The organism is Cupriavidus sp. 2TAF22 (assembly GCF_052115045.1).
In the GTDB taxonomy this organism is placed as follows: Bacteria; Pseudomonadota; Gammaproteobacteria; order Burkholderiales; family Burkholderiaceae; genus Cupriavidus.
In genome coordinates, this window is sequence record NZ_JBFRFX010000010.1 from 86,744 (window position 1) to 111,856 (window position 25,113).

Below are 25,113 nucleotides of genomic sequence, written 5' to 3' on the forward strand. Positions count from 1 at the left end.
AGCTTAGCGAGCGCCCTCGCATGCCGCCAATGCCTTCGGCGTGATACCTTGCGCGTATCAGCAAGCAAGGATCGCGAAGCCCATGCAGCCCCGCCTGGAACTCTGGCAACTCAACTACTTCGTGGCCGTGGCCGACGAACTGAGCTTTCGCCGCGCGGCCGAGCGCCTGTCGATCACGCAGCCGCCGCTGACCCGGCAGATCCAGGCGCTCGAGGAAACCATCGGCGCGCGCCTGTTCGAGCGCGACCGCAATGGCGTGTCGCTCACCCCGGCCGGCAGCCAGCTGTTGCCCGAGGCGCGCGAGCTGCTGGCCAGCGCCGACGCCCTGCTCGCCCGTGCCCGCAAGCGCGCCAGGCGCGTCGGCGGCCTGCGCCTTGGCATCACCACCGTGGTGGACGCCGCCCTGTTCACGTGGCTGGCGCCGGCACTGCAGGCGCGGGCACCCGACGTGCGGCTGGTGCAGAAGCGGCAGATCTCGCAGCAATCCATCGCCGACCTGCGGCGCGGCGCGCTCGACGCCGCGCTGATCGGCCTGCCCTCGGCCACCGGCGAACTGGAGGTCGAGCATCTGTTCGACGACCCGCTGGTGGCCGCGCTGCCGGCCACGCACCGCCTGGCCCGACGCAAGCGCATTTCCATCCTGGAACTGCAGTCCGATCCGCTGTTCTGGTTCCAGCGGCGCTTCAACCCGGCCTACTTCGACCACTACGAAGCCTTGTTCCGCACGCTCGGCTACGCGCCACCCCGCCTGCCCGAGCCGTCCGACCATCATGTGCTGCTCGGGCTGATCGCCGACGGCCAGGGCGTGGCGCTGGTGCCAGCCTCGCTGCAGGCCATGGCGCGGGTGGGCGTGATCTACAAACCGCTCAAGGAAGCCGCCGTGCTGCGCATCGGCGTGGCGCTGGCCCTGGCCCCCGGAAACCCGGCGCCGGCCCTGCCGCTGCTGCTGCAAACCCTGCGCGCACGCTATCGCCCCGGCCCGGGCCCGAAATCCCGGCGGCGCTGAGCGCCCGGTCCCGCGCGTCCTGCACGGCCTTGCAGGCGGCCACCCGTGCGCATTCCCGTGCGCATTCCCCGCGCATGGCAGGGTTTTCTTGACTTATTTATCCCCATAGATGATAGTTAACAACGATACATTCTCTTTTTAAGAACGAACTCCGGTCCGTTCTGCATCGAAGGATTTGCCCGTGGACCTCGCCGAACTGGAAATCTTCAGGGCGGTGGCGCTCGAAGAAAGCGTCACCCGTGCCGCCAAGGCCCTGGACCGCGTGCAGTCCAACGTCACCACGCGCGTGAAGCAACTCGAGGAGGAACTCGGCGTGGCCCTGTTCCTGCGCGACAGCAAACGCATGACGCTGACCCCCGAGGGCCAGCGCTTTCTCGGCTACACCGAGCGCCTGCTGGCGCTGGCAGAGGAAGCCCGCCAGTCGATGCGCGCCGACCTGCCGTCCGGGACGCTGCGGGTGGGTGCCATGGAAAGCTCGGCGGCCGCCCGGTTGCCGCGTCCGCTGGCGCGCTACCACGGCAAGTGGCCGGACGTGCGCATCGAGATCCAGACCGGCACCACGCAGGCGCTGATCGACGCCCTGCTTGCGCATCGTATCGACTGCGCCGTGGTGGCGCATCCCGGCGACGGCGCCCCCGAAGCGCTGGACATGGACGCGCTGGGTCCGGGCCTGGAGGGGAGCTTTCTCTTCTCCGAAGAGCTTGTGCTGGTGCTGCCGCCGAGCCATCCGCCGGTACGCTCGCCGCAGGACCTCACGCTGCGCAGCCTGGCCACTTTCTCGCGCGGCTGTACCTACCGCATGTGCATCGAGGACTGGCTGGCCAGCTCGGACGGCCCGCGCCCGGTGCTCAACATGCTGGAACTGTCCTCCTACCATGCCATCCTGGCGTGCGTGACGGCGGGCTCGGCCGTCGCCATCGTGCCCCGCTCCCTGCTCGCGCTGCATCCGGACACCGCCGCGCTGCAGGCCGTGCCGGTGCGCACGGCGCATACCTTCCTGGTACGCCGCTCGGGCTTCATGACCTCGGCATATGCCGCCTTCCTGCGCGAGCTCCAGCATGGCTAAGGCACAACCGGAGCGCCTCGCGCAGCCCGGCGGCGCTGCCTCGCACATGGCCATCGCGCACTGGCTGCCGGCGCTGGCCGCCTCGCTGGTGCTGTCAGTCGGCATGGGCTTTGGCCGCTTCGCCTTCACGGGCATGTACCCGATCATGGTGCGCGACGGCCTGCTCACCGTCAGCGCCGGCTCACTGGCCGCTTCCGCCAACTATGCGGGCTACCTGGCAGGCGCGCTTGCGGTGACCCGCATCTCGCCGCGCGCCACGCCGATGCTGTGCCGCATCGCCCTGGCCGGCACCGCCTTGTGCCTGCTCGCGCTGGCATTCCCCGCCGCGCCGTGGTTCATCATCGGCGTGCGCTTCATTGCCGGATTCCTCAGCGCCATCTCCCTGGTCGCCGCCTCGGTGTGGCTGTTCCAGGTGGTGGGCGACCCGCGTGGCGCGCCGCTGCTGTTCGCCGGCGTGGGCGCCGGCATCCTGCTGTCGGCCGAGGCCATCGCCGCCGGCAACCTGGCCGGCTGGCACAGCCCGTTGCTGTGGGCCGTGCTCGCGGCCGGCTCGGCGGTGCTGTCGCTGCCGGCATGGCGCCAGCTCGGCAAAGCCGTGACGCCACAACCGGCGCAAGCGGCCGACGCGGCCGAAGCCACCGCCGGCAATGGCGCGGGTCCGGGCCCGTGGCCGCTGCTCGCCAGCTATGGCCTGGCCGGCTTCGGCTATATCGTCACCGCGACCTATCTGCCGCTGTTCGTGCGCGACGCGCTTGGCCATGTCGATCCGATCCATGTCTGGGCCGTCTTCGGCCTCGGCGCGGCACCCTCGTGCTTCCTGTGGCACGCCTTGCATGAACGCCTCGGCACGCGGCGCGCGCTCGCCCTCAACATGCTGGTGCAGGCGGTTGGCGTGATCCTGCCGGCGCTGCGGCATTCCGCGCCGGCCTACCTGGCCAGCGCGCTCCTGGTCGGCGGCACCTTTGTCGGCACCGTCACCATTGCCATGCCGGCGGCCAAGCGCGTGGCCCACGCCGTGAAATTCAACCTGCTGGCCGCCATGACTGCCACCTATGGCGTGGGGCAGGTAGCCGGGCCGCTGGTGGCCGACGCGCTGATGGCGCACAGCCACAGCTTCGCCGGCCCGCTTGCCGCCGCGGCGGCCGCCTTGCTGGCCGCCACCGTCGTCCTTTTCCTGTAGATGCCCAGATGCCGCACGCGGGCATGACCACCGCTTCCGAAGGAGTCCTTCCATGAACCATCCCACCGCCGCTGCGCAACCACACTCCCTGCTATCCCGGCTCGGCATCGTCGCGCCGATCATCCAGGCGCCCATGGCCGGTACCAACACGCCAGCGCTGGCCGCCGCCGTCACCAACGCGGGCGGCCTGGGCTCGCTCGGCGTTGGCGCCACGGATGCCAGCGGTGCCCGCAAGCTGATCCAGGAAACCCGTGCGCTGACCACCGGGCCGTTCAATATCAATGTGTTCTGCCACGCGCCCGCGGTGGCAGACGCCGCGCGCGAGGCGCAGTGGCTGGCGTATCTCGCGCCGAGCTTCGCCGAATTCGGCGCCACGCCACCGGCAACCCTGCGCGAGATCTACAAGAGTTTCGTGGCCGACGAGGCCATGTTCGCCATGCTGCTCGAAGAGCGGCCGGCCGTGGTGAGCTTCCATTTCGGCCTGCCGCCGCAGCCCTGGATCGCCGCGCTGCGCGATGCGGGCATCTACCTGATGGCGACCGCCACCAGCGTAGAGGAAGCCCGCCAGGTGGCCGATGCCGGCGTGCACGCCATCGTGGCGCAGGGCTGGGAAGCCGGCGGCCATCGCGGCGCGTTCCAGCCCGAAGCCCGTGACGAGCAGCTCGGCACGCTGGCGCTGGTGCGACTGCTGGTGCGCAACACCTCGCTGCCGGTGGTGGCCGCCGGCGGCATCATGGACGGCGCCGGCATTGCTGCCGCGCTGGCGCTGGGCGCGCAGGCGGCGCAGCTCGGCACCGCCTTCGCGTCCTGCCCGGAGAGCGCGGCGGACGCGCCCTACCGCGCCGCCCTGCTGGCAGGCGAGCCGACCCGCACCACGCTGACCCGCTCCATTTCCGGCCGCGCCGCGCGCGGCTTCGTCAACCGCCTGACCGAACTGGGCGAAGCGAAGGATTGCCCGCCGCTGCCGGCCTACCCGATCGTCTACGACGCCGGCAAGGCGCTCCATGCCGCGGCCAAGGCGCGCGGCAATGCCGCCTTCGCCGCGCAGTGGGCCGGCCAGGCCGCGCAGCTGTCGCGCGGCCTGCCAGCGGCGGAGCTGGTCGCGGTGCTGCGCGCGGAGCTGGCCGAGGCGGTGGCAGGCCTGAGCCGCTTCGGCGCGGGCGCTGGCTGAAACAGCGTACGGCCTGGCCGCTACGCGGCCAGGCCGCCCAGGCAGACATACTTCACCACCAGGTACTCTTCGATGCCATACCTGGAGCCCTCCCTGCCCAGCCCGGACTGCTTGACGCTGCCGAACGGCGCGACCGCGGTGGCCACACGCCTGCGCCGGCTGCTGGTGGCCATGCTCAAGCACTGGCGCGCGCATTTCGAGCAGTACGAAATCCTGTTCTCCGGCTCGCGGCGCCGGCCCGTGCCGCGCACCAGCGACGGCACGCCGTTTGGCCGCTCGGATGTGGCGATGCGCGCGTACCAGCTCTATCAAAGCGCGGTACGCGATGTGTTCGACACGCTGCCGCGCCATCCCATGTCGCTGAAACTGGCCACGGACAGCATCGTGGTGGCGATCCACGGCGCCGTGGCCGTGCCCCTGCATCTCGAAACCATGAAGTGGTCCGCCGGCGAAAAGCTGGCCACCACCATCGCGGATGCCTTTATCTGCGCCTGGACCGCCGCGGCCAACACCCCGGCCGAGTCCTGAGCGCCCCCCGGGCCAGCCGTGACGAAGTGCCCAGGTTTCCCGCTGCCGTCCGCGTGGCGCAACATGCGCGGCGCATGGCCTCGCGCTACACTGCTGCCCGGCTCGTGCAGTAAGCTGGAAGCACGCCGCATCCGCACTAGCATTCGCACGACCGCATTCGACAAGACCAGCCCATGAGCGCACTCCCTTCCACCACGACCATTGCGGCGCGCCCGGGCCCGGCTACGGCAATCGGCGGCCTGGCTGACGACGTCATGGCCCGCACACTGCACGCAAGATGAAACGGCAATTCGACGATCTGCAACTGGGCAGCATAGAACTGTTCTGCCTGGCGGCGGAACTGAGCAGCTTCACGGCGGCGGCGGTGGCGGCCAGCGTCACGCCAGCGGCGGTCAGCCGCTCGGTGTCGCGGCTGGAAGGAAGGCTTGGCGTGCGGCTGTTCGTGCGGACCACGCGGCAGATCCGGCTCACCGACGAAGGCCGCGCTTATTTCGAGCAGGCGCGCCGAGCGCTGGCGCAACTGGTGGATGCCGAGCGGCAGGTCTCCGGCCGGCACACCAGCCCGGCCGGCCTGCTGCGCATCAGCCTGCCGACCCCCTACGCGCACTATCGCGTACTGCCCGTGCTGCCCGAGTTCCGGGCGCGCTACCCGCAAGTGGAGATCGAGACCCACATCAGCAACAGCAATGTGGATTTCGCCGACGACGGCTTCGACCTGTCGGTGCGCGGCCGCGCGCCCGACGATTCCAACCTGATCGCGCGCAAGCTCGAAGACGCCGAACTGGTGCTGGTGGCGGCGCCGGCCTACCTGGCGCGGGCCGGCGTGCCGGATTCGCTGGATGCGCTGCAGGCGCACGACTGCATCCAGTTCGAGCTGCCCAGCAGCGGCCGGCACATTCCGTGGGTGTTYCGCGAAGGCGGCGAGATGGTCGATGTAGCCACCACCGGCGGCTACAGCTGCTCGGACGATGTGCTGGGCGGCGTCACGCTGGCGCGCAGCGGCGCGGGGCTGTTCCAGACCTACCGCTTCGTGGTGGAGCAGGACCTGCGCGACGGCAGGCTGATGGAGGTACTGCCGCAGTTCGGCAGCGCCACCCGGCCCTTCATGCTGCTCTACCCGCACGCGCGGCATATGTCGTCGCGCGTGCGGGCGTTCGTGGACTTCCTGGTCGACAAGTTCGCCGCGTAGCGCCCGCGGCAGGCTTTGCGCGAGTTCCGCTTACGCAGGCGCAATCTGCGCGATCACCACAGCACCACCGCTGCATTGGCCGGCAATTGCGTCGCGGGTACGCCGCGCGCGCATGGCCGGCATTGCGCGAGCGAGGCGGGGCAAGACAGTGGGCAGGAGGAAGGCGCCGCCACCGTCGGATCACGGCAGCGGCAGCGGCACGGCGGGCATCAAGCCGCGTGCCGCACGCCGCATGGCCGGTCAGAAGCCGAGATCGCTCAGGCTGGGGTGATCGTCCGGGCGGCGGCCCAGCGGCCAGAAGAACTTGCGGTCCGCTTCCTTGATCGGGGCATCGTTTATGCAGGCGAAGCGGCGCTGCATCAGGCCGGCCTCGTTGAACTCCCAGTTCTCGTTGCCATAGGAGCGATACCAGTTGTTCGAGTCGTCATGCCATTCGTAGGCGAAGCGCACGGCGATGCGGTTGCCCTCGAAGGCCCACAATTCCTTGATCAGCCGGTAGTCCAGTTCCTTCTGCCACTTGCGTGCCAGGAAGCCGACGATGGCCTCGCGCCCGTTGACGAACTCGGCGCGGTTGCGCCAGGCGCTGTCGACGGTGTAGGCCAGCGCCACGCGCTGGGGGTCGCGGCTGTTCCAGCCGTCTTCGGCGCCACGCACCTTCTGGATGGCGGACTCAAGGGTGAACGGGGGAAACGGCGGACGGGACTCGGCTGGGGTCGACATGGGTTCTCTCCTCAAAGGAACAATGCAGCGGGATGCAGCGGGATCTGGCGGCGGTTGGCACTGGGTCGGCACTGGATCGATACAGACCTGTCTACATTATTCGAGTAGACAGATCTGTATGTCAAGGAGAGATTGGGATGCATCGCAGCAAGGCCTGCCCGCGGTTGCCGACCGCCCTCAGCGCGGGCGGCGCATGCGGAACAGCGCCTCGGGCCCGATCTCGAAGTAGTCTGCCGGCCCGCCGCCGCGCAGGATCGGCCGGGCCGCGGCCGTGTCGTAGATGCCGTCCTTCAGGAGCGTCCTGTCGACGTGCACGCCCACCACTTCGCCCAATACCAGCCAGGTCGGCACCTTCTGGCCATCGACGCCTTGGAGCTGGATCAGCTGCGTGAGCCTGCACTCGAAAGAGACCGGGCTTTCCGCCACGCGGGGCACCGCGACCGCGCGCGAGGCGGCAGGCGTCAGCCCGGCCAGCGTGAACTCGTCCACCTCGGGCGGCACCGCTGCGCAGCTGGCGTTCATGGGATCGGCCAGCGCGCGCGTGGCGAGGTTCCAGCAGAACTCGCCGGTCTGCTCGATATTGCGCACGCTGTCCTTGTAGCCGACGCTGGAGAAACCCACGATGGGCGGCGTGTAGTTGAAGGCGTTGAAGAAGCTGTACGGCGCGAGGTTGACGACGCCATCGGCGGCGCGCGACGAGATCCAGCCGATCGGGCGCGGCCCGACGATGGCGTTGAAGGGATCGTGCGGCAGGCCATGCCCGCGCGCGGGTTCGTAGAAGTAGAAGTCGTCGGACACGGAGCGGGACATCCGGGAAAACTGCGTTGAAGACGGCACCGGGCGGCACGGGTGCAGCCCGGCAAGCTCCCTGCGATGCTACCAGTTGTCAGCGCAGCGCGTGCTGCGGCGCGGTAGCCTCGTCGTATGCGTCCTGCGCCAGCAGCACCAGGTCTGCAATCGCCTTGCCGCCTGCGGAGATATGCGCGCGCATGGCGGCCGCGGCCGCGTCCGCATCGCCCGCCAGCACGGCGGCCACGATCACGCCGTGCTCCTGGAAGGAGCTCGGTACGCGCGCCGCGTTGATCAGCCCGCGCTGGCGCCAGTAGATCGCCAGGCGCCGGCGCAGCATGCGGATCTGCTCGGCCAGGTAAGGGTTGGCGCAGGCGTGGTAGAGCACGTCGTGGAACTCGCGGTTGGCCTCCACATAGCCCGGCGTGTCGGCCGCCTCGACATACCCGCGCCCTTGCTCGAAGGCGGCCGACAGCGCCGCCCTGCCCGCCTCGGTGATGCGCTGCGTGGCCAGCCGCGCCACCACGCCCTCCATCTCGGCCAGCGTCTCGAACATGGCCACCAGTTCGGCCACCGTGGGCTTGTGCACGAAGATGCCGGCGCGCGGGGCGATCGTCACCAGGCCCTGCGCCGCCAGCATCAGCAAAGCCTCCCTCACCGGGGTGCGCGAACTGTCGAACTGCTCGGCCAGGGCGCGCTCGTCGAGCTGGGAACCGGGCTTGAGCGTGCCGGCGTGGATCTGCGCTTCGATGGCCTCGCGGACGCGGTCCTGGAGCGACTGCACGGGTAAACCTCGATTTGACGGTTCTTTGGGCATATCTAGAATCAGTTTCAATATATCTAAACAACGATCTTATATGCAAATCCACGGCGAACCGCGGCTCCGCATCGAAAAAAGCGTAGCGACAATCACTCTTGACCGTCCGGAAGTGGCCAATCGACTGAATCCGCACGATCTGCAGGTATTGCGCGAGCATATCAACTCCGTCAACGCGATGGAGAATGTCCTGGTGCTGCGCTTCACGGGCACCGGCAAGTACTTCTGCAGTGGCTACGACATCGGTTCGCTCGGCAGGGCCGACACCGCCGGCGCGCCGGCCTTCGGCGAGCTGATCGACCTGATCGAAGCCGCGCGCCCCATCACCATCGCCGCGGTCAACGGCGGCGTGTACGGCGGCGCCACCGATCTCTGCCTGGCCTGCGACTTCCGCATCGGCGTGCCCCATTGCGACATGTTCATGCCCGCCGCCAGGCTTGGCCTGCACTTCTACCGCGGCGGCCTGGAGCGCTATGTGAGCCGGCTCGGCGTGGATACCGCCAAGCGCCTGTTCCTGACTGCCGCGCGCCTCGATGCCGACGAGATGCTCGCAACCGGCTTCCTGACCGAAATCGTCGCCGCCGACGCGCTGGCGCCGCGCGTGGACGAACTCAGCGCCACGCTCGCCGGCATGGCACCCCTCGCGCTGCTGGGCATGAAACAGGCGCTGAACCAGATCGCGCGCGGCGCGCTCGACGTGGCGGCGCTCGCACACGCGATCGCACACGCCGAGGCATCGGCGGACCTGCGCGAAGGCGCAGCCGCGTGGCGCGAGAAGCGGCCGCCCGTGTTCACGGGCAGGTAGTCGCCCGCGCATGCGTCAACGCGCGCGGCGCACGGAACATACAACAACACCGGAGACAAGCATGACCAAGCGGCACCCGACCTTGCTGTTCCTGATGGCCTTCTCGCTGGCCGGCCCCGCGCTGGCGTCGGACGCATTCCCGTCCAGGCCCGTGCGCATCGTGATCGGCTTTCCCGCCGGCGGCGGCGCCGACAATGTGGCGCGACTGTACGGCGATGCCCTGTCGAAGGAGCTGGGCCAGCCGGTCATCATCGACAACAAGCCCGGTGCCGGCACCACGATCGCCGCGGAGGCGGTCGCCAAGGCGCCGCCCGACGGCTACACGCTGTATATCGCCACCGCCAGCGTGATGGGCGGCGACAAGGTGCTGTACAAGAACATCCGCTACGAGCCCGCGGACTTCGCGCCGGTCACGCGGCTGACCGTATCGCCGCTGCTGCTCGCGGCCAACAAGGCGTCCGGCATCGGCAGCGTGCGAGACCTGCTGGCAAGGGCCCGGCAGCATCCCGGCTCGCTCAACTATTCGTCGTCGGGCAATGGCGTGATCACGCACCTGGCCGGCGTGCAGTTCGCCAGGCTGGCCGACGTGCAACTCACCCACGTGCCCTACAAGGGCGGCGCGCCGTCGGCACAGGCGGTAGCCGCCGGCGATGCGCAGTTCACCTTCGCCACGCCGGCATCGGTGCAGGCCGTCATCGATACCGGCAAGGTCGTCGGCATCGCGGTGACGTCGGCCAGGCGCTCACCCGTGCTGCCCAACTATCCCACCATCGCGGAAGCCGGCATCAAGGGCTACGACGTGACCAACTGGTACGGCCTGTTCGCGCCGGCGCAGACCCCGCCCGCCGTGATCGAGAAGCTGTTCGCGGCCTCGGCAAAGGCGCTCTCCAGGCCCGAGTTGCGCGCGCGGCTCGCAAGCCGCGGCGAAGAGGTCTCGCCATCCGCGTCGCCGGCGGAATTCAAGCAGTTCGCGCTGCGCGAAGGCAAGACCGTGACCGAACTGACGCTGAGCAGCGGCGCCCGCATCGACTGAGTTTCTTCAAAAGGATCGCCATGAATCGCAATGCCGCAGACCTCCCGCTCGCGGGCTTTACCGTAGTGGACCTGACCCGCGTGCTGGCCGGGCCCTACTGCACCATGATGCTGGCCGACCTCGGCGCGCGCGTGATCAAGATCGAGAACCCCGAGGGCGGCGACGACTCCCGGCATGTGGGGCCCTTCGTCGACGGCGAGTCGGCTTACTTCGCCTCGGTCAACCGCAACAAGGAATCGATCGCGCTCGACCTCAAGTCGCCGCGCGACCGCGCCGTGCTGAGCGCCATGATCGCCGGCGCCGATGTACTGGTGGAAAACTTCCGCGCAGGCGTGATGGAGAAGCTTGGCTTCACCTGGGAAGCGCTGCACGCGGCCAACCCGCGCCTGGTCTACGCGTCGATCTCGGGCTTCGGCCAGACCGGCCCCTACCGCGACCGCCCTGCCTACGACATGGTGGTGCAGGCCATGGGCGGCCTGATGAGCGTGACCGGGGAAACCGCCGGCAACCCGGTGCGCGTGGGCGTGTCCATCGGCGACCTCGGCGCGGGACTGTATGCGGCCATCGGCATCCAGTCGGCGCTGCTCAAGCGCAGCCGCACCGGGCTGGGCGAGCGCGTGGATATCGGCATGCTCGACTGCCAGGTGGCGCTGCTGGAGAATGCCATCGCGCGCCACGCGGCCACGGGCGCCGTGCCCGCGCCGCTGGGCACGCGCCACCCGTCCATCACCCCCTTCGACATGTTCAAGAGCGGCGATGGCTTCATCGTCATCGCCGCCGGCAACGACAACCTGTTCCAGAAACTCTGCGCCGCGCTCGGCGACGCGGCGCTGGCCGCCGATCCGCGCTTCGCCACGGTGGCGGCACGCAACCAGCATCACGCCGAGCTGAAGGCGGGCCTCGAGGCATGCCTGGCGCATGCCGACACCGCAACCTGGTCTGAGCGGCTGGAAGCCGCCGGTGTGCCGCACGGGCCGCTGCAAAGCGTGGCCGACATCGTGCGCGACCCGCACGTGCAGGCCCGCGGCATGCTGCTGGAGGCGAGCATCGGCGCGGGGCGCCCGATCACGCTGGCGGGCAACCCGGTCAAGGTCGGCACCGGCCTGCCACGGGGCGGCTTCGCCCCCGCGCCCAGGCTAGACCAGCATCGCGAGGCCCTGCTCGCCGAGTTCGCAGGTACCTGAGCAAACCGGCGCGCCAGATTGCCGGCCGCGCCCATATCGCAAGCGGCCCGCCCCCCTCTCCCGTGAAGCCGGAGAGGGGGAGGCAACACGCGCCAACGACGCCGCCACCGCACACCGCCGCTTCCCCGCACGGCACACACCTCCCTCATACAAGAATCGCAATGCCCGCCATGCGCGGCCGATTATGGGAAAGCGCCGCGCCTCCCTTAGTCTTCGCCATGCCGGACCACTTCGGCCAGCACGGAGTGGCGAACAAGTGGCCGGCATCGGCGTACCGCAGGCAACGCAGTGCAGCACGCGACACAGGCAGCCCCGGCTTGTGCACGTCTTCCTGCCTGCCCGGCAACGACAAAGATAAAGCGAGACAGCCTGGGTGCGAGTGGCAGAGCCACCGCCCCAGCGCACCACAAAGGAGACACTCCGCCATGCTTGAGCAGCCGTTCCCCGGCCGTGCCGCCGCCCCCGGCACCGACGCCCTCGAAGCCAAGGCCATCGACGCGATCGATGCGATCGAAGCCATCGAGGTCAAAGGATTTCTCGACAGATACTTCCAGATCAGCGCGCGCGGCAGCACCGGCCGCCGCGAAGCCGTGGCTGGCGTGACCACCTTCATGGCCATGGTGTATTCCGTCTTCGTGGTGCCGGGCATGCTCGGCAAGGCGGGATTCGACACCAGCGCCGTGTTCGTCGCGGTATGCCTGACCGCGGCCTTCGGCTCGCTGCTGATGGGTATGTGGGCGCGACTGCCGATCGCCATCGGCTGCGCCATCTCGCTGACCGCGTTCACCGCCTTCGGGCTGGTGCTGGGCCAGGGCCTTTCGCCCGCCGTGGCGCTCGGCGCGATCTTCCTGATGGGCTTGGTGTTCACCGCCATCTCCGTCACCGGCGTGCGCTCCTGGATCCTGCGCAACCTGCCGGCCGGCGTGGCGCACGGCACGGGCATCGGCATCGGCCTGTTCCTGCTGCTGATCGCCTCGAGCGAAGTCGGGCTGGTGGTCAAGAATGCCGGCGCCGGCCTGCCGGTTTCACTGGGCAAGATCACGGCGTTCCCGGTGGTGATGTCGATCCTCGGGCTGGCCGCCATCTTCGGGCTGGAGCGCCGCCGCGTGCCGGGCGGCATCCTGCTGGTGATCGTCGCCATCTCCGCGCTGGGCCTGGCCTTCGACCCCGCAGTGAAGTTCGCAGGCGTGTTCGCGCTTCCCGCGCTGAGCGCGCCCGGCCATGCCTCGCTGATCGGCGCGATGGACATCAAGGGTGCCTTGTCGCTGGCCGTGCTGCCCAGCGTACTGGCCCTGGTGATGACGGCCGTGTTCGATGCCACGGGCACCATCCGTGCCGTGGCCGGACAGGCCGGCCAGCTCGACGAGAAAGGCCAGATCCCCAACGGCGGGCGCGCGCTCACCACCGACTCGCTCAGCTCGATCTTCTCGGCGGTCTTCGGCGGTGCGCCCGCCGCGGCCTACATCGAATCGAGCGTGGGCGTGGCAGCCGGCGCCAAGACGGGCCTCGCCGCCGTGGTGGTCGGCCTGTTGTTCCTGGCGGTGATCTTCTTCTCGCCGCTGGCGGCGCTGGTGCCGTCCTACGCCACCGCGCCCGCGCTGATGTACGTTGGCCTGCTGATGCTCAGCAGCGTCAGCAAGCTGCATATGGACGATTTGGTCGACGCCATGGCCGGCCTGGTATGCGCGGTCTTCATCGTGCTGACGTGCAATATCGTCACCGGCATCATGCTGGGCTTCTGCACCCTGGTGATCGGCCGCATCGTGGCCGGCGAGTTCCGCAAGCTGAACGTCGGCACGGTGGGCATTGCGCTGGCGCTGGCGGTGTTCTACGCAGGGGGCTGGGCCATCTGAGCGCAACCTGGGCGCCATCCGGGCGCCACTTGGTGCGACTGCGCGGGCCGGATGCGCCCGCGCCGCTCCCCTGCCACAGGAAAGCACAGGAAAGCACGCGAAAGCACACGAAAGCGTACTGGAGGCCAGTGCACGATGACACTGGCTTCTTTGGAAGCGGGCGACACCCGTGCCCGCTTCTCTTTTTGACCGTATCGACCACGGCGCTGCGCAATGCATCGCCAGGGCGCTCAGGCCGGTCAGGCCACCTTGAGCGGCCGCGCCGGCAGGCCTTGCGCCGCCGCCAGTCCCTGCGCCAGATCCGCGATGAGATCCTCCACCGCCTCCAGCCCCACATGCAGCCGGATCACCGGTTCCGTGCCGCGCCAGTATGAATGCTCGGCCAGGCGCTCCGGCGCCGCCACCTGCACCAGGCTTTCGTAGCCCCCCCATGACGCGCCCAGCCCGAACAGGCCGAGCGCATCCACCAGCGCGTTCGCCGACGCCGCATCGGCTCCCGGCAGCGTGAACGACACCAGCCCGTTAGCGCCCGAGAAATCGCGCCGCCACAGCGCATGGCCCGGGTCGGACGGCAGCGCGGGATAGAACACGCGGCCCACGGCCCCGTGGGTTTCCAGGTACTGCGCCACCGCCAGCGCGTTGCGCTCGTGCTGGGCCAGGCGCACCGCCAGGGTGCGGATGCCGCGCAGCGCCAGGTAGGCATCGTCGGCGCTGATGGCCAGGCCGAAGCCGTCGTAGGTCTCGGCGATACGGCGTGCCAGCGCCGCGTCCTTCACCACCACCGCGCCCTGCATCAGGTCCGAATGGCCGCTGACGTACTTGGTCGACGCCAGGATCGAGATATCCACGCCCAGCACCAGCGGCTGCAGCAGATGCCCCGAGGCCCAGGTATTGTCGGTGGCCACCAGCACGCCGCGGCGCTGCGCGATCTGCGCCAGGCGCGGCAGGTCGAGCACCTCGTAGAGCAGCGAGCTGGGCGACTCCACGTATAGCAGCCGCGTATTGGGGCGGATCAGTGCCTCGACATCGTCGTGCGACGGCGAGAAATAGGTCAGCTCGATGCCCAGGCGGCGCAGCAGCGATTGATCCAGCCGACGCACCGGCGCATAGACGCTGTCCGCCACCAGCGCGTGATCGCCCGGCGACAGCAGCGCCACGAACACCAGCGAGATCGCCGCCAGCCCGGACGGCGCCAGGAAGGTGTGGCTGCCGCCTTCGAGCGCCGCCAGCGCATCCTCCAGCGCGCGGTGCGTGTCCATGCCCTGGCGCCCGTAGGAGCTGACGCGCTCGCCGCGCGCATGGCGCGCGCGGATTTCGTCATAGGCGGCGCTGTTCTCGAAGCGCACGGTGCTGGCGCGCACCACCGGCACGTTGACCGGCCCGTGGCCGTCGGTGAACGGCGGCGTGCCGGCGTGGATCAGCTGGGTATCGCGATGGTGGCTCATGATGATCAGTTAGGGAGGCGGGTGAGAGTGTTCAGATGGCAAAGCGCAGCTTGTCGAAGCTGGCGACAAAAGGATCGGCGGGCGGGCGCGCCTGGGCGCCGAGCGCGCGGTTGAGGAAGGCGCGCGTGCGGTCGCTGGCCGGCTGGCTGAAGATGCGGCGCGCCGGGCCGTGCTCGACGATCAGGCCGCCCTCGGTGAAATACACCTCGTCGCTGATCTCCTCGGCAAAGCGCATCTCGTGCGTCACCAGCAGGCAGGTCAGGCCCTCGTCCACCAGGTCGCCGATGACAGTCAGGACCTCGCCCACGGTCTCCGGGTCGAGCGCCGAGGTGACTTCGTCGAACAGGATCAGCTCCGGCTCCATCGCCAGCGCGCGGGCAATCGCCACGCGCTGCTGCTGGCCGCCGGACAGCTCGCCGGGATAGGCCGATGCCTTGTCGGCCAGGCGCACCTTGCGCAGCAGCTCGATGGCGGTGGCCTCGGCCTGCGCGCGGCCGCGCCCCAGCACGCGCAGCGGCGCAATGGTGAGGTTCTGCAGCACGGTCAGGTGCGGGAACAGGTTGTATTGCTGGAAGACGAAGCCCACGCGCTTGCGCAGCGCGATGCGCCCGGCCTCACTGCGCAATTCGCGCACCGCCACGTCACCCACGGTGACGCTGCCCTGCTGCGGCTCGAGCAAGCCGGYGATGCAGCGCAGGATGGTGGACTTGCCAGAGCCGGACGGCCCGATGATGGACACCGCCTGCCCGCGCTGCACGTCGAGGTCGATGCCCTTGAGCACCGCATTGCCGCCGAAGGACAGATGCACGTCGCGCAGGGAAACCAGCGGCGCGGCCGGCACGGGCGACGCGGCCAGCGATGGGCCGTCGGCATGTTCAGGCAACAGCATGTTTTTGTTCCAGGAAACGGGTGAAGCGCGAAATCGGGTAGCACCAGGCAAAGAACATCGCCATCACGACGAAGTAGATCAGCACGGTGAAGGCGGTCTGGTTGACGGTATTGCTGGCGATCTGCGCGGTGTCGAGCAGGTCGTGCACGCCCACCAGCGACGCCAGGGCGGTACCCATGGTCAGGGTGGCATACAGGTTCATCCAGGGCGGCAACATCCGCCGCACGCACTGCGGCACGATCACCAGCCGCAGGATCTGGCGGCGCGAGAACGCCATCGAGCTGGCGGCCTCCCACTGCGTGAGCGGGATCGACTGCACCGCGCCGCGCAGCACCTCGGCCACATTGGCGCTGGCCGGCAGCGCCAGCCCCACCACCACCTTGAGCCAGTCCGGGAACGGCACGATATGCCGGCCGAGGTTCAGCTCGAACGGGAAGACGTAGGTGGCGAAATAGATCAGCACCAGCCACGGCGCGTTGCGGAACACCTGCACATAGAGCTGTGCGGGCCGCGACAGCAGCCTCGCCGGCGACAGCCGCAGCGCGCCCACCAGCAGCCCTGCGGCCGTGCCCAGCGCGATCGCCAGTACGCTGACGCCGATATTGACCAGGAAGCCGCGCACCAGCGCCGGCGACCACTGCCACGCGCTGGCCAGCGCGCGCGCCAGGTCGGGATGGCGGCTGGCCGCCAGCGCCAGCGCCGCCAGCGGCAGCAGCCACAGCAGGCCGGCGAAGCGGCGCGCGCCCGGCCAGGCAATGCCGGCGCGCGGCAGGCCGGAATCAACGGTTGCCATAGCCGGGCATCCTCAGTCGGAGTTCGAGCCAGTTGCCGGCCTGGCTGACCACCCAGGTCAGCACGCCAAAGAACAGCAGCAACAGCACCATCAGTTCCAGCACGTTGTCGCGCTGGGTCCAGATCATGATCGAGGCGTAGGTGATGTCGCCCACCGCGATGGCCGATGCCACCGCCGTGGCCTTGACCAGCTCCACCGAGTTGTTGACCAGCGCCGGCAGCGCAAAACGCGCCGCCAGCGGCAGCTGCACGCGCCACAGCAAGGTGCGTCGGTCGAAACCCAGCGATGCCGCCGCCTCCAGCGTGACCTTGGGCACCGCTTCGATACCGGCGCGCAGGGCCTCGGCATGGAACACACCCTTGTGCAGCGAAAGCACCACCACCACCCACAGGAACGGCGTGAGCGGGTTGCTGCGCTGCGCATCCTGCAAGGCATGGGTGATCAGCATATTGAGCACCAGGAAGGCGCAGTAAAGCTGCACCAGCGTCGGCGTATTGCGCGTGACCTCGACGAAGGCGCGCGTGGCGCCGGCCACCAGCGGCCTGCGCGAGGTCAGCAAGGCCGCCATGGCCACGCCCGCCAGCAGGCTGCCGGCGAGCGTGCACAGCACCAGCTGCACCGTGACCCAGGCGCCGTGCACGAAGGCGCTGCGGTCATAGGCATCGGCCAGGAACGCGTAGTTCAGTCCGATATGGCGACCGCCGTCGATCAGCGCGGCGATGACGGCATCCATCAGGAGCGGCCGCCCTTGAACTTGTCGTGCAGTTCGCTGAGCGCCGGCGAGGCCGGCTGGATGCCAGCCTTCTTCTCCGTATTGATCAGCCAGCCGGTACGGTGCCAGGTCTGCACCACGCGGTCGATGGCCTGGATGGTGTCCTGCTCGCCCTTGCGCGTCCAGATCACCGTGGGCGCGGGATTCAGCTCGGGCAGCACGATGCGGTAGTTCTGCCATTCGGGATTGCCGCGCACCAGCGGCTGCAGCAGCGTGTTGTCGTGCACGGCGCCGGCGCAGTTGTCGCCGCGCAGTGCCAGCAGGGACTCCGAAGACCCCTTGAAGCCTTTCGGGATGGCGCCGTATTCCACCTGCACCGGGCGCGTATAGCTGCTGCCCTGCGAGATGCACACGGTCTTGCCCCTGAGGTCTTCCCAGCGGCGGATATCGCTTTGCTTGGGCACGATCACGGCGCCGCCGACGCGGTAGTACGGCGTGGGCACGTGGCCAAGCTGCTCGCCGCGCTCGGCGTTGTACTCCATTGCTGCGATCAGCACGTCGACCTTGCCCTGCTGGAGGAACTGCACACGGTTCGACGGCTGGACCTGCACGGTTTCCAGCTCCACGTTGAGCTGCTTTGCAAGGTCCTGCGCCAGATCCGCGTTGAAGCCGACCGGCTTCTGCGTGGCGGGATCGATCGAGCCGAAGGCACTGCCGGACAGCATGATGCCGACCACGATCTTGCCGCGCTGGCGGATCTTGTCGAGCGTGGCGTCGGCATGCGCCGCGCCGGCAACGAAGGTGCCGGCCAGGAAGGCGGCGGCAAAGGCAAGGCGGCGAAGCGGGCGCGGAGGGCGCGGCGAAGCGGTGCGTGTCATGGTGTGTTCGCGTTTTCCGGGATGTTCGGGATGTTCGGGTTGATGTCGTGCGTCGCGCTGGCGGGTACTTGCCGGCCAGCGCGGTCGACAGACTGTACGCAAGCGCGGGCCGCCACGGAACGAATAAAAGAAGCCATCGTTATGCAGCGCGCGTTGCATCTGCGATGGCGCGCGCGCAGCGCGGGGGCGGCGCAGCGCCGCATAACCATGCGCGGAAAGATTCGTTGGCCGCGCCCGGGTGCATTCATAAGCTGTCCCTCCTCTCTTCGCAGCACCTTCCCCGGTAAATCGCCGGGCAACATCCGGGCAACATCACCATGCAACGCCGCACTCTCCTGCGCACCCTATCGAGCCTTGGCGCCGCCGCCGTCGTCGGCACCCCATTCCTGCTCCACGCCCACGCGGCTCCGGCGGACGCTGCCGAATCCTTCCCGGCGCGCCCCGTGCGCATCGTGGTGCCAGTCTCCGCCGGCGGTAGTGCCGACAAGCTGGCGCGCACGCTGGCGCTCAAGCTGAGCGAAAAATGGGGCCAGCCGGTGGTGGTGGAAAACGTGGTGGGCGCCAGCGGCACCCTGGGCGCCGCGCAGGTCGCAAGGGCAAAGGCGGATGGCTATACGCTGCTGCTTGGCGGCGAGGGCGTGACGCTCAACGCGTCGCTGTTCAAGACGCTGCCTTACGACACCGGCCACGCCTTTCGCGGCGTGAGCAAGGCGGTGGTCAATCCGCAGATCCTGGTGACGCGCCCCGACCTGGGCGTGCGCACCTTCCAGGACTACCTGGCGCTGGCGCGCAAGAAGCCCGGCGAAGTGACACTCGGCCTGCCCGGCAACGGCGGCATCGCCCATGTCGCGCACGCGATGCTGTCGCGCCAGGCCGGCATCAAGGTCAACTACATCCCGTATGCGGGCGGCGCGCCTGCCACGGTGGACCTGCTCGGCGGCCATATCGACGCCACCCTCATCACGCTCGCCGCCGTCACTGACTATGTGCGCGCAGGCCGCCTCACCGCACTCGCGGTGACCACGCCCTATCGCTCGAAGGCCTTGCCGCAGGTGCCCACCATGGCCGAGGCAGGGGCCACCGGTTTCGCCGTGGAAAGCTGGCAAGGCCTGATCGCGCCGGCCGCCACGCCCACGCCGGTGGTGGACCGCATCAGCCGCGACGTGGCGGCGGTGCTCAATGTGCCCGCGACCCGCAGCCAGCTCGAAGAGGCGGGCTACGTCGTGGTGGGATCGACCGCGCAGGAACTGGATGCGACGCTGTCGAAGGACCTGCCGAGGTATGCGGCGGCGATCGCGAGTTCGGGGATTTCGTTGCGGTGAGCTTGGTCAGCCGGCCTGGCCGGTGCGCCCGGCTGCCGATGAARCAGGCTTGCCGCGTGTAGCGCCCCCTCTCCCGCTGCATGGCGCTGCATGGCGCCACATGGCTCTACATGGCTCTACATGGGAAAAGGGGACAGGCATTCGACGCGGCCCACGTCGCGAGCTCTCACACCCCGCGATAGTCGACCAGGTTCACCGGCAGGTCGCCATCGCGCTCGAGCTGGTCCACCAGCCCGATCTCCCAGTTCAGGTAGGCATGCATCTCGGCCTTGCGGCGGACTTCGTCCTCGTACGCGTAAGCGCTATACCAGGCATCTTCATCCCCGCTCAGCACGCGCGCCGCGGCGGCCGAGCCGGCCTGCGCAGGCTCGACGGGCAAACCCAGTGCCTGCCAGCGTGCATTGCCGCCAAGCAGTGCGCGCACATCGCGCGTGCTGGTGCGCCGCAGTTCTGCCGCAACCGCCTGCGCCAGGACGCCGTCGGAGGAGGTGATGACGACCACGTCGGCGCTGCCGGCCCGCTCCAGCACCAGTGCCACCTTTTCCGGCGTGGTGAACCACGCGCCGGGCACGTGGCCGCGGCGGAAGGCCAGGCTGCTGTCCACGTCCGCCACCGTCACGCCGCCATGCGCCTGCAGCGCGGACAGCGAAACCGCTTCGATCCACGGTGCATCCGCCGCCGATGTGCGCAGCACCCGCAGCGGTTCCGGCCCGGCTTCGCGCGGGGCCAGCGGCGCCGGACGGAACAGGAAGACTTCGTGCCCGCTGAACTGGGCCAGCCATGCCGCCGTGGTCTGCGCGCGCACGCCGTCCCAGTCGGCCAGCACGATGCGGGCGCGCCGCGTGCCGGCGTAGGCGTCGGTAGCCTGCACCAGCTGCCCGCCGGGCGCGCTGCGCCAGCCTGGCAGGTGGCCGGCCGCGTATTCCTCCGGCGAACGCACATCGAAGCGGTACAGCGTGCGCTCCCCTGCCTGTTGCTCGAAGGCGGCCAACTGCGCCGCGTCGATGTGGCCCACCCCGGCGCGTTCAGCCACGCGGGCGGCGCGCTCGCGCGCAGCGGCCTGCGCGGCCTCGCCTGGCTGCGGCGCGAAGCGGGTCTGGCCCTGATCGAGCTGGTAGCCGGCCAGCAGCCATGCCATGGTGCCGTCCTTGAGCGASRCCACKSGRTTGGGWATGCCGGCATYGATCAGCGTCTGCGCGCCSACGATRCTGCGYGTGCGGCCGGCGCAGTTGACCACSACCAGCGTSTCGGGATCGGGCGCGATCTCGCCGATGCGGTAGACCAGTTCGGCGCCGGGGCAATCCACCGCGCCGGGAATGCTCATGTTCTGGAATTCCGCGAGCGGGCGGCTGTCCACCACCACCACGTTGTCGCCGCGCTGCTGGTGCAGGTGCAGCGCTTCGGCGGTGATCCACGGCGTGTGCAGCTCGTGCTCGATAACTTCGCCGAACGCCTTGCTCGGCACGTTGGTGCCGCTGAACACTTCGTAGCCCGCGGCCTGCCAGCCACGCGTGCCGCCCGCGAGCACCGACACGTCGGTGTAGCCGAAACGCAGCAGCCTGGCCGCCGCCGCGTGGGCGATGTCTTCGGCAAGGTCGGTGACGACGATGCGCGTGCTACGGCGCGGCACCAGGCGGTCGATCAGGACCGCGAGCCGGCCCAGCGGCGCGGGCACGGCGAACAGCAAATGCTCGCGCGCGAAGGCGCCCTCTTCGCGCGCATCCAGCACGGCCAGTTCGCCGCCACCGGCAATGGCGGCCTTGAGCGCCGCCGGGCTGATGAGCGGCTGGCGGATGGATGCGGGCGCGGCGGCGCTGCCGCCGTCGAGGTCGTCGGCAAGGGTCGGGGTCAGGTCGGTGATGGTCATGGCAAGTAGGAATGGCACGGTGCCGCACGGGCGAGCGGACCACTGTAAGGGCCACGCCGATGCGTTGCCAACGAAGGTTTCCGCCATTGGTCATGCGGAGAATCGCGCAAGCCAGGCGGCCCGGCAGAATGCATATGCTTCGGCGATATTGTTCCTTCTGCGCCGGCCGCACTCTCTTTAGAGTGGTGCCCTCGCCACGACCAAGGATCCCCCATGACCACACAGAGCCAGCGCGACGCCGCCATCGCCACCACCCTTGCCGAAGTCCGTGCACTGACAGCGCACCATGATGTGGACCGCGCCACGCTGGAGCGCGTGACCCACGCCCTGCAGAAACTGGCCGGGAGACAAGACCTGTTCAGCTTCGCCGATTTTCCGCCGCCTGGCGACGGCGTTGCTACCTCCACACGCTATCGCCTCAGCGGCGAAGGCCAGTTGCCCGCGCTTTACCTCAACTCCATCGTGCCCGGCAAGAAAACCATCCCGCATAACCACGACACCTGGGCGGTGATCGTGGCCGTGCAGGGCGACGAACTCAACCGCGTCTATCGCCGCACCGACGATGGCAGCGATCCCGGGCACGCCACCCTGGTGCTCGAGCGCGAGCAGGTCGTGCGTTCCGGCGCGCCGATCAGCTTCCTGGCGCAGGACATCCACAGCATCCACGTCGTGGGCGATGCGCCCACGCTGCACTTCCACCTATACGGCCGTCCGCTCGAAACGCTCACCGGCCGCATTGGCGTGGAGCCGGAAAGCGGCCGCATCGTCAACTACAACGCCACCCAGATGAACCGCAGCGAACAGGCGGCGGAACAGGCGGCGGAACAGGCGACGGAAAACGCGGCAGCCAAGGCCGCAGCCTGAGCGGGAGGCAGGAAAGGTAACGTGCTCTGTCGCGCACAATAAGGCACTTGCATCAATATGCCATGACATAGTTTTTACAAAAATATTATGAGATATCATAGCTATACCAAGCGATCTGTTATGCTATTTCATATATTTTTGCCTATAACTATGTCATGGCATCATTCTATGAACAACTTCAGGCGCGCCGCGCCGCGCGCAAGGCGTCGCTGGTCGACGTCGCCCGGCTGATCGGCATGGCGCCATCGAACCTGACCACGGCGCTCAGTGGCAGGAACGATGTGCGCGCCTCCACGCTGGCGGCGGTGGGCGCGGCGCTCGATGCGGAATGGGTGCTGGTGCCGCGCGAGCATCTGCTGGCCGTGCGGCGCCTGCTCGAGGGCAAGGACAGTGGCCCCGACCGCGAGGCCAGGACTTCCGTGGAAATGTTCCTGGAGCAGGATTCGTGAGTGCCGGACTGCGGCCGCGCTATCTGGAAGTGCATCTGCACGGTGTGCTGTGCGGACACTTGTGCGAGGTCGGGCGTACCTGCCGCTTCGTGCCGGCCGAGGCGTTCCGCGGCGATGCGCTGCGGCCCACGCTGAGCCTGTCGCTGACCTTCCCGGGCAACGAAGCGCTGACCGCCACGGTACTGTCCAATCCTTTTCATCCGGCGCTTTACAACACCAACGGCGCACTGCCGCCCTACTTCGCGGGCCTGCTGCCCGAGAGCGAGTTGCGCAAGCGCCTGGAAGCCACCCGCCAGCACGCGGAGGACCGCGACGACTTCGGCATCCTGGCCGCCGCCGGCGACGACCTGCCCGGCGCGGTGGTGGTGCGCCCGGCGCCCATCGACGCGCTGCCGGAGCATGTGCGCACCGTGGGCGTGACCGGCGGCGCAGACAATCTCGAGATTGCCGTGATCGAAGGCGCCACCGAAGGCGCGGCCTCGGTTTCGGGCGTGCAGAACAAGCTTGCGCTGTCCACCGCGCACACCGGCAAGCGCTACACGCTGCCCACCCACGGCCACCTCTCCGACCTGATCGCCAAGCTGCCCGCGCGCAACGACGACAGCCAGATTTTCAACGAATATGTATCGATGCAGCTGGCGCAGGCCGCCGGCGTGGCGGTGGCGCCCTGCCGGCCCGTGCCACTGGCCGCCATCGAAGTCGACGGCCTGGCAGAGGCGCTCGGCGCGCACCTGCATTTCCTCGCCGTGGACCGCTTCGACCGCGAGCCGGGCGGCCGCGTGCACGCCGAGGACGGCTGCCAGCTGCTGACGCGCATGCCCAGCCGCAAATACGCCGGCCACGATGCCTACGCCGCGCTGGTGCAACTGCTGGAACGGCTTAGCGTGCGGGGCATCGAGGACGTACGCCAGTTCTTCATCCGCCAGGCCGTCAACACGCTGCTTGGCAACAGCGACGCCCACCTGAAGAATTTCTCCTTCCTCTACCGCAACGGCGTCGCCCCCGAGTTGTCTCCCGCCTACGATATCGTCAGCGTGGCCGCCCTGCCCGGCTTTGCCGGCTTCGGCCAGAACGTCGCCATCGACCGCCTGCAGCGCGAACAGACCCTGCAGACCTACCGCGACTTCGCGCGCGAAGCCAGGATCGCCGAGCGCATCGCCACCGCCGCGGTGAAAGACGCGGTCGCCATGGCGCATGAGCGCTGGCCGGCCTTGCTGGACTCGCTGCCGGCACCGGAAGGCATGCGCGCCGTGGTGCTGGCGCGGCTGGCGACGCTGCCACTGGCGCGGCGCGGGCGCGCGTAGCCGCGCGCAGGCGCGGCGGTAGACGCCGGCGGGAGGCCCGCTGCGGGTATCGCGGCGACCGGGCGCAAATGAGGCTTTGCGTGCGCCACCGTGCCAGGGCGCAGACGGGGATGCCGCCGCTTCAGCTCAACCCATCCAGCACCAGATGCTGGCCATGGATGGCCTGCGCGCCGTCAGACGCCAGGTAAGCTACCGCGCGAGCCGCCGCTGCGGTCGATACCCAGGCCGCCGTATCGGCATGTGGCATGGCGCGCCGGTTGGCGGGCGTGTCGAGCATGCTCGGCGCGATGCTGTTGACGTTGATGCCGGCCTGCCGGACTTCGTGCGACAGGCTTTCCACCAGGCGCTGCAGCGCGCTCTTGGAGGCAGCGTAGGCGCCCATCGCGGCGGTGCCGTGCACCGCGCCCCGGGCCGAGACGGCGACGACCTTGCCGGCGTGCTGCGCGAGCATGGCGGGAATGAAGTGCTGCGTCACCGCGACCAGCGACCATGCGTTGAGGTCCATCATGCGCAGCCACGACTCGCGGCTCAGCGCGTGCGTGGGCTCGCCCATCTCGAAGCCGCCGGCCACGTGGACCAGGACATCGATGCCGCCGAAGGCATCGAGAATGCCGCGCGCGGCTTCGGCCATGCTGTCCGGCGAGGTGACGTCGGCTGCCAGCAGCAAGTGCCAGTCGGCGGCCTGCGCCACCGGCGCATGGGCTCGCAAGGCTTCGGCGTCGCGGTCGATCAGGGCCAGGCGCGCCCCTTCGTCGGCGAACGCCTCGGTGACGGCGCGGCCGAGCGCGCCGGCCGCGCCGGTGATCACGACGCGTCGGGGGGAAGCGGACGATGCCATGCTGGTTCTCCTGGAGACGGAACGGTTGCGAGCGAATGCGAGCGGATGCGAACGGATGCGAACCTGGCGCATGCCGGCGCGCCGGCGAGCCGGGCCGGCGCCCTCCACCACCATAGACAGCGCTTGGGCCCGCTGCAAACCTCGCGCCGCGCCAAAGCATCCTGTTGCACGCCTGCCGGCTCCCGGATCAGCGTTTGGGCAAGCTGCCAAGGATCATCGTTGGCATCCACGATGCGGCGCCCGGGCCCTTTTTCTGCGCCGCGCCACGCCCCGTGCCGCCAGCGCATCGTCGAGCGGGCAGTGGATATCGCCGCGGCCCGACACCAGCACATGCGGATGCGCCAGATCGAAGCCGCGCGCGGCCGGATAGCTGCGCCGCATGACCACCACGCGGGATGCCCGCGCACCGGC

Annotated in this window: 24 protein-coding genes and 1 pseudogene; 14 read left to right on the forward strand and 11 right to left on the reverse strand. The window is 69.2% G+C overall.

What is annotated here, in order from left to right; all coding sequences use genetic code 11:
• Positions 1–82: 82 nt before the first annotated feature.
• The 4 genes from AB4Z48_RS14160 to AB4Z48_RS14175 all read left to right on the forward strand — a co-directional run bounded on the left by AB4Z48_RS14160 (position 83) and on the right by AB4Z48_RS14175 (position 4,423).
• Positions 83–1,006, forward strand: coding sequence for a LysR family transcriptional regulator (locus tag AB4Z48_RS14160; protein WP_441614902.1), 924 nt, complete (start codon positions 83–85; stop codon positions 1,004–1,006).
• 181 nt (positions 1,007–1,187) lie between these two features.
• On the forward strand, positions 1,188–2,072 hold the full coding sequence (locus tag AB4Z48_RS14165) for a LysR family transcriptional regulator (protein WP_441614904.1): 885 nt from the start codon (positions 1,188–1,190) through the stop codon (positions 2,070–2,072).
• Complete coding sequence (locus AB4Z48_RS14170) at positions 2,065–3,252, forward strand: YbfB/YjiJ family MFS transporter (protein ID WP_441614906.1); 1,188 nt, start codon at positions 2,065–2,067, stop codon at positions 3,250–3,252. Before AB4Z48_RS14165 ends, AB4Z48_RS14170 begins: the two co-directional genes overlap by 8 nt.
• Before the next feature lie 52 nt (positions 3,253–3,304).
• Entirely contained in the window at positions 3,305–4,423 is a 1,119-nt protein-coding gene (locus AB4Z48_RS14175; RefSeq protein ID WP_441614908.1) for an NAD(P)H-dependent flavin oxidoreductase, read from the forward strand.
• Between the two features lie 20 nt (positions 4,424–4,443).
• Here AB4Z48_RS14175 and AB4Z48_RS14180 read toward each other — a convergent pair.
• Positions 4,444–4,569: pseudogene (locus AB4Z48_RS14180) on the reverse strand (aldehyde dehydrogenase family protein); the annotation flags it as partial.
• On the opposite strand from AB4Z48_RS14180, the gene AB4Z48_RS14185 reads away from it, so the two are divergent.
• The gene (locus AB4Z48_RS14185) at positions 4,562–4,951 is read left to right on the forward strand and encodes a hypothetical protein (RefSeq protein WP_441614910.1); all 390 of its coding nucleotides are present in this window, start codon (positions 4,562–4,564) and stop codon (positions 4,949–4,951) included. The pseudogene AB4Z48_RS14180 and the gene AB4Z48_RS14185 overlap by 8 nt on opposite strands.
• Positions 4,952–5,228: 277 nt before the next feature.
• Positions 5,229–6,140, forward strand: a complete 912-nt coding sequence (locus AB4Z48_RS14190) for a LysR substrate-binding domain-containing protein (RefSeq protein WP_441614912.1) — start codon at positions 5,229–5,231, stop codon at positions 6,138–6,140.
• Between the two features lie 240 nt (positions 6,141–6,380).
• On the opposite strand, the gene AB4Z48_RS14195 is transcribed toward AB4Z48_RS14190, so the two are convergent.
• From AB4Z48_RS14195 to AB4Z48_RS14205, 3 genes are all read right to left on the reverse strand, one after another.
• Positions 6,381–6,860, reverse strand: a complete 480-nt coding sequence (locus AB4Z48_RS14195; protein ID WP_441614914.1) for a nuclear transport factor 2 family protein — start codon at positions 6,858–6,860, stop codon at positions 6,381–6,383.
• 177 nt (positions 6,861–7,037) lie between these two features.
• Positions 7,038–7,670, reverse strand: coding sequence for a flavin reductase family protein (locus AB4Z48_RS14200; RefSeq protein WP_441614915.1), 633 nt, complete (start codon positions 7,668–7,670; stop codon positions 7,038–7,040).
• Positions 7,671–7,746: 76 nt separating this feature from the next.
• The gene (locus AB4Z48_RS14205; RefSeq protein WP_441614917.1) at positions 7,747–8,433 is read right to left on the reverse strand and encodes a GntR family transcriptional regulator; all 687 of its coding nucleotides are present in this window, start codon (positions 8,431–8,433) and stop codon (positions 7,747–7,749) included.
• Positions 8,434–8,506: 73 nt separating this feature from the next.
• Between AB4Z48_RS14205 and AB4Z48_RS14210 the strand changes: the two genes are divergently transcribed.
• The 4 genes from AB4Z48_RS14210 (at position 8,507) to AB4Z48_RS14225 (ending at position 13,341) form a co-directional block, all read left to right on the forward strand.
• Positions 8,507–9,271 carry an enoyl-CoA hydratase/isomerase family protein gene (locus AB4Z48_RS14210; protein ID WP_441614919.1) on the forward strand — a complete coding sequence of 255 codons (765 nt, stop codon included), beginning with the start codon at positions 8,507–8,509 and terminating at the stop codon, positions 9,269–9,271.
• A 61-nt stretch (positions 9,272–9,332) separates the two neighbouring features.
• Positions 9,333–10,304, forward strand: coding sequence for a Bug family tripartite tricarboxylate transporter substrate binding protein (locus tag AB4Z48_RS14215; RefSeq protein ID WP_441614921.1), 972 nt, complete (start codon positions 9,333–9,335; stop codon positions 10,302–10,304).
• Positions 10,305–10,324: 20 nt separating this feature from the next.
• On the forward strand, positions 10,325–11,488 hold the full coding sequence (locus AB4Z48_RS14220; RefSeq protein WP_441614923.1) for a CaiB/BaiF CoA transferase family protein: 1,164 nt from the start codon (positions 10,325–10,327) through the stop codon (positions 11,486–11,488).
• A 425-nt stretch (positions 11,489–11,913) separates the two neighbouring features.
• Positions 11,914–13,341 carry an NCS2 family permease gene (locus AB4Z48_RS14225; protein ID WP_441614925.1) on the forward strand — a complete coding sequence of 476 codons (1,428 nt, stop codon included), beginning with the start codon at positions 11,914–11,916 and terminating at the stop codon, positions 13,339–13,341.
• 239 nt (positions 13,342–13,580) lie between these two features.
• Here AB4Z48_RS14225 and metC read toward each other — a convergent pair whose 3' ends face one another.
• Genes metC through AB4Z48_RS14250 form a run of 5 tightly spaced genes read right to left on the reverse strand, consistent with a single transcriptional unit; the run spans position 13,581 to position 18,058 of the window.
• A complete protein-coding gene (gene metC / locus AB4Z48_RS14230) occupies positions 13,581–14,786 on the reverse strand; it encodes a cystathionine beta-lyase (RefSeq protein WP_441614927.1) in 1,206 nt (401 codons plus the stop codon).
• A 31-nt stretch (positions 14,787–14,817) separates the two neighbouring features.
• Positions 14,818–15,675: an amino acid ABC transporter ATP-binding protein gene (locus AB4Z48_RS14235; protein ID WP_441614929.1), complete on the reverse strand. Its 858-nt coding sequence runs from the start codon at positions 15,673–15,675 to the stop codon at positions 14,818–14,820.
• On the reverse strand, positions 15,662–16,468 hold the full coding sequence (locus tag AB4Z48_RS14240) for an amino acid ABC transporter permease (RefSeq protein WP_441614931.1): 807 nt from the start codon (positions 16,466–16,468) through the stop codon (positions 15,662–15,664). Before AB4Z48_RS14240 ends, AB4Z48_RS14235 begins: the two co-directional genes overlap by 14 nt.
• A complete protein-coding gene (locus tag AB4Z48_RS14245) occupies positions 16,455–17,201 on the reverse strand; it encodes an amino acid ABC transporter permease (RefSeq protein WP_441614933.1) in 747 nt (248 codons plus the stop codon). Before AB4Z48_RS14245 ends, AB4Z48_RS14240 begins: the two co-directional genes overlap by 14 nt.
• Positions 17,201–18,058, reverse strand: a complete 858-nt coding sequence (locus tag AB4Z48_RS14250; protein ID WP_441614935.1) for a transporter substrate-binding domain-containing protein — start codon at positions 18,056–18,058, stop codon at positions 17,201–17,203. Before AB4Z48_RS14250 ends, AB4Z48_RS14245 begins: the two co-directional genes overlap by 1 nt.
• A 317-nt stretch (positions 18,059–18,375) precedes the next feature.
• Here AB4Z48_RS14250 and AB4Z48_RS14255 point away from each other — a divergent pair, with 317 nt between their 5' ends.
• On the forward strand, positions 18,376–19,380 hold the full coding sequence (locus AB4Z48_RS14255) for a tripartite tricarboxylate transporter substrate binding protein (protein WP_441614936.1): 1,005 nt from the start codon (positions 18,376–18,378) through the stop codon (positions 19,378–19,380).
• A gap of 166 nt (positions 19,381–19,546) precedes the next feature.
• On the opposite strand, the gene AB4Z48_RS14260 is transcribed toward AB4Z48_RS14255, so the two are convergent.
• Positions 19,547–21,247 carry a rhodanese-like domain-containing protein gene (locus tag AB4Z48_RS14260; protein WP_441615109.1) on the reverse strand — a complete coding sequence of 567 codons (1,701 nt, stop codon included), beginning with the start codon at positions 21,245–21,247 and terminating at the stop codon, positions 19,547–19,549.
• A gap of 213 nt (positions 21,248–21,460) precedes the next feature.
• Between AB4Z48_RS14260 and AB4Z48_RS14265 the strand changes: the two genes are divergently transcribed.
• The 3 genes from AB4Z48_RS14265 (at position 21,461) to AB4Z48_RS14275 (ending at position 23,864) form a co-directional block, all read left to right on the forward strand.
• The gene (locus AB4Z48_RS14265) at positions 21,461–22,111 is read left to right on the forward strand and encodes a cysteine dioxygenase (protein WP_441614938.1); all 651 of its coding nucleotides are present in this window, start codon (positions 21,461–21,463) and stop codon (positions 22,109–22,111) included.
• Positions 22,112–22,266: 155 nt separating this feature from the next.
• Positions 22,267–22,560, forward strand: coding sequence for a helix-turn-helix domain-containing protein (locus AB4Z48_RS14270; protein ID WP_441614940.1), 294 nt, complete (start codon positions 22,267–22,269; stop codon positions 22,558–22,560).
• Positions 22,557–23,864 (forward strand): type II toxin-antitoxin system HipA family toxin, encoded by a 1,308-nt coding sequence (locus AB4Z48_RS14275; protein WP_441614942.1) that lies wholly within the window; start codon positions 22,557–22,559, stop codon positions 23,862–23,864. Before AB4Z48_RS14270 ends, AB4Z48_RS14275 begins: the two co-directional genes overlap by 4 nt.
• Positions 23,865–23,985: 121 nt before the next feature.
• Here the strand turns inward: AB4Z48_RS14275 and AB4Z48_RS14280 are convergent, their stop codons facing one another.
• Positions 23,986–24,702, reverse strand: coding sequence for an SDR family NAD(P)-dependent oxidoreductase (locus AB4Z48_RS14280; protein ID WP_441614943.1), 717 nt, complete (start codon positions 24,700–24,702; stop codon positions 23,986–23,988).
• Positions 24,703–25,113: the final 411 nt, after the last annotated feature.

Excerpts from the sequence above, each read along its gene's own strand:
- AB4Z48_RS14220 (WP_441614923.1), top strand. The coding sequence starts at position 10,325 with ATGAATCGCAATGCCGCAGACCTCCCGCTCGCGGGCTTTACCGTAGTG.
- AB4Z48_RS14265 (WP_441614938.1), top strand. The coding sequence starts at position 21,461 with ATGACCACACAGAGCCAGCGCGACGCCGCCATCGCCACCACCCTTGCC.
- AB4Z48_RS14250 (WP_441614935.1), bottom strand. The coding sequence starts at position 18,058 with ATGACACGCACCGCTTCGCCGCGCCCTCCGCGCCCGCTTCGCCGCCTT.
- metC (WP_441614927.1), bottom strand. The coding sequence starts at position 14,786 with ATGAGCCACCATCGCGATACCCAGCTGATCCACGCCGGCACGCCGCCG.
- AB4Z48_RS14200 (WP_441614915.1), bottom strand. The coding sequence starts at position 7,670 with ATGTCCCGCTCCGTGTCCGACGACTTCTACTTCTACGAACCCGCGCGC.
- AB4Z48_RS14240 (WP_441614931.1), bottom strand. The coding sequence starts at position 16,468 with ATGGCAACCGTTGATTCCGGCCTGCCGCGCGCCGGCATTGCCTGGCCG.
- AB4Z48_RS14270 (WP_441614940.1), top strand. The coding sequence starts at position 22,267 with ATGGCATCATTCTATGAACAACTTCAGGCGCGCCGCGCCGCGCGCAAG.
- AB4Z48_RS14280 (WP_441614943.1), bottom strand. The coding sequence starts at position 24,702 with ATGGCATCGTCCGCTTCCCCCCGACGCGTCGTGATCACCGGCGCGGCC.
- AB4Z48_RS14215 (WP_441614921.1), top strand. The coding sequence starts at position 9,333 with ATGACCAAGCGGCACCCGACCTTGCTGTTCCTGATGGCCTTCTCGCTG.
- AB4Z48_RS14160 (WP_441614902.1), top strand. The coding sequence starts at position 83 with ATGCAGCCCCGCCTGGAACTCTGGCAACTCAACTACTTCGTGGCCGTG.
- AB4Z48_RS14255 (WP_441614936.1), top strand. The coding sequence starts at position 18,376 with ATGCAACGCCGCACTCTCCTGCGCACCCTATCGAGCCTTGGCGCCGCC.
- AB4Z48_RS14245 (WP_441614933.1), bottom strand. The coding sequence starts at position 17,201 with ATGGATGCCGTCATCGCCGCGCTGATCGACGGCGGTCGCCATATCGGA.
- AB4Z48_RS14195 (WP_441614914.1), bottom strand. The coding sequence starts at position 6,860 with ATGTCGACCCCAGCCGAGTCCCGTCCGCCGTTTCCCCCGTTCACCCTT.
- AB4Z48_RS14225 (WP_441614925.1), top strand. The coding sequence starts at position 11,914 with ATGCTTGAGCAGCCGTTCCCCGGCCGTGCCGCCGCCCCCGGCACCGAC.
- AB4Z48_RS14210 (WP_441614919.1), top strand. The coding sequence starts at position 8,507 with ATGCAAATCCACGGCGAACCGCGGCTCCGCATCGAAAAAAGCGTAGCG.
- AB4Z48_RS14170 (WP_441614906.1), top strand. The coding sequence starts at position 2,065 with ATGGCTAAGGCACAACCGGAGCGCCTCGCGCAGCCCGGCGGCGCTGCC.
- AB4Z48_RS14175 (WP_441614908.1), top strand. The coding sequence starts at position 3,305 with ATGAACCATCCCACCGCCGCTGCGCAACCACACTCCCTGCTATCCCGG.